The organism is Streptosporangium sp. NPDC023825, from assembly GCF_040639575.1.
In the GTDB taxonomy this organism is placed as follows: Bacteria; Actinomycetota; Actinomycetes; order Streptosporangiales; family Streptosporangiaceae; genus Streptosporangium.
Genome location: NZ_JBFAAE010000142.1, coordinates 1 through 2,606, shown reverse-complemented (window position 1 = coordinate 2,606; position 2,606 = coordinate 1). Strand labels below are relative to the sequence as shown.

Annotated in this window: 2 protein-coding genes; one reads left to right on the top strand and one right to left on the bottom strand. The window is 64.6% G+C overall.

Features of this window, described 5'->3' with window-relative positions; translation table 11 throughout:
* Positions 1 to 916: 916 nt before the first annotated feature.
* Positions 917 to 1,930, top strand: a complete 1,014-nt coding sequence (locus AB0G15_RS43370) for a protein rep (RefSeq protein WP_362851564.1) — start codon at positions 917 to 919, stop codon at positions 1,928 to 1,930.
* Positions 1,931 to 2,165: 235 nt separating this feature from the next.
* On the opposite strand, the gene AB0G15_RS43365 is transcribed toward AB0G15_RS43370, so the two are convergent.
* Positions 2,166 to 2,507, bottom strand: a complete 342-nt coding sequence (locus AB0G15_RS43365; protein WP_362851562.1) for a hypothetical protein — start codon at positions 2,505 to 2,507, stop codon at positions 2,166 to 2,168.
* Positions 2,508 to 2,606 lie beyond the last annotated feature (99 nt).

Here is a 2,606-nt window from a genome sequence, read left to right as displayed (position 1 = left end):
GATGCGAGAACTGCCCCTGGACGTCCCTCAGGCCACTCCTGAAGGGCTGCAAGACGAGAGCGCTGTCCTGGCCTCTCTCAACGCCTGACACACAACGAGCCCCGCCAGAAAGCTTGGCGGCCCTGGCGGGGCTCACTCCACCGGAATGGAGAGATCCAGAATGCCACCATCCATTGACACTTCCAGCTGCACCGACCCGAAATGCACCGTCTGTCACGGGGCGGGAGGCCGATGATCCTCCTGGCGGTCACTGCCACCGCCCTTGCGCTCCTCGTCGTCCTGGTCCTCAATCTCGTTGCTGCGATCGACTACCACCGGGACCCTGAGACCCGCCTCGCCCGGCGCGTTCTCGCCGCCAACCGTCGCCCATAGAGGAACATCAACCGAAACACGAAAGCCCCGGCTCGCACCCGGGGCTCTCGTACGCCACCCCCGGAAAGCAGGTCCGGAAGCTATGACAACCAGCGTAGGTCACCCCCCGTCATCCCCGTCAACCGACACGATCTGTGAGGGTTGCGGCTCCTCCATCCCGACTCGCGTCCATGGGGGCGGTCTCCCTCGCCGGTTCTGCACCGATGCCTGTCGCAAGAAAGCCCGCCGAAGGGAAAGCGCCGGCACTTTCGGGGGCCTCCCCGTAGCCGGGTCGGCGGGTCCGGGCGCGGGCGGGACGCAGGAGCGCCCGGGTCCCGCCGCCCCCCCGGTTTTGGGGGGTTTGCCCGGCGAAGGGGTGGCCCCTGAATCCCACCCGGACACGGCCCCCTCTTGGTACCACGCAAAGTTTGCGGCCCCCGCAGGTCAGAGCGCTGAAGACGGGGGCCGCCGTCGCGCACGCGAGACGCTCCGCCAGCTCCTCAACAAGATCTCGACCGTTGAGCGCTGCCGGAAGTGCGGGCGGGAGATCCTCGGCGGGGCCGTCATGGTCAAGCTCGCCAAGCAGGGCCCGAGTTTCTTCTCTGGCGTCGAGTCCTGTGGGCGTATTTGGCTCTGCCCGGTCTGCTCCGCCAAGGTCCGCAACCGCCGTGGTGACGAGGTCGCCGAAGGAGTCGGGCGCTGGATCGGCCAAGGACACGACGCGCACTTCTTCACGGCCACCCTGCCGCACGACCACGGAGACGCCCTGGCGGCCTCCCTCGGCGTGCTGACCGACACCTGGCGTTGGATGACCTCGCATAAGGCGTACAAAGCGGCCAAGCGCCGCTTCGGAGTGGTCGGCACGATCAAAGCTGTAGAGGTTACCCACGGTCGCAACGGCTGGCATCCCCACATCCACGCCGTGGTCCTGGTCGAGACTGCGATCGAGACCCTGTCCCTCTTCGACTGGTATGCCCGCATGGATGCCCTCTGGGCAGATGGTCTCGTCCGCCACGGCTGGTCACCTGGCCGACAGCCCTACCGCTTCCGCGCCCTGCCCGTCCAGCTCGGCGACTCCGGCCGCGCCCTCGCCGCCTACGTCACCAAGGTTCAAGACGCCGGACTTGGCAACGAGCTGGCTCGCGCCGATCTCAAAAGCTCCAAGAAATCCAGCCGGACGCCTTTCCAAATCCTCGCCGACTTCGGCACCTCCGGCGATGTCCAAGACCTCGACCTCTGGCACGAATACGAGAGCGCCACACAAGGCAAGTCGGCCATCCGATGGTCTCGCGGCCTCCGGGCTCTCGTCCTCCCCGATGTCGCCGAACTCACTGACGACGAAATAGCAGCCGAAGAACAAGAGGGAGAAGACATTGCCGTTATCCTCCCTCACACCTGGTATCGAATCTGCGACGTTCCCGGTGCTCCAACTGCGGTCAAAGAAGCCATCGAACAAGACGGCTGGGAAGGTCTCATTCGCACTCTCATTGCCTACCGCATCGGCACCGAGGGAGTACTCCGACCTGAGGAATGGAAGGGGTACGAACTCAAGACTCCAGACTACGAACCAGAGAGATAGAGCGTCCGGGAAGGGGCCGGAAGAATCGTTATGGTGGCGCTGAATTCGCGGGGCCAGGGTAAGAATGGGGAGCCACTACAATAGCCAAAGTGGGGAGGGGCACCGCCCCTGCCCTCGTTTTACCCCCTCCAGGCTCCCCATTCTTACCCTGGGAGGGGTCCCCGCGAATTTGGCTCCATAACGATTCTGTAGGTCCCGGAACCCGGACCCGGGAACCGCCACTACGGCCCGCGCGTTATCGCTGCGATGGCCATACTTCATTCCATGTGTCTGAAGCGATCCGCCCCCCAGCACGCGACGTCACGGACGAGATCGTCACCCCACACGCTCGCGCGATCGGCGCGGCCGTCGTCACCTTCGACCGCAAGCCGTACGCCGTCAGTAGGTGAACGATCTTCTTAGCCTCCGCCTCGATGTCGGTCGTCGCTGCGAGCATCCCCAACACCCAGCGCTCTCCGTTGTCCGGATGCTGTCGCGCTACTCCCCGTGCCGCCCGGAGCTGGCGCGCGATCTCTTCGAGTCGAGCTGTCAGCCACTCGGCCAGCTCCTCGGGAACGGCCACGGGATCAGTGCTCATCAGACCTACCTTCCGAAATGGGCTTTACATTGTAAGATGCTTGACCTGTCCAACTACGGACTCTAGAGTTCGTAGTGATCGAAGCCTACGGGCTCTTAC

Excerpts from the sequence above, each read along its gene's own strand:
- AB0G15_RS43370 (WP_362851564.1), top strand. The coding sequence starts at position 917 with ATGGTCAAGCTCGCCAAGCAGGGCCCGAGTTTCTTCTCTGGCGTCGAG.
- AB0G15_RS43365 (WP_362851562.1), bottom strand. The coding sequence starts at position 2,507 with ATGAGCACTGATCCCGTGGCCGTTCCCGAGGAGCTGGCCGAGTGGCTG.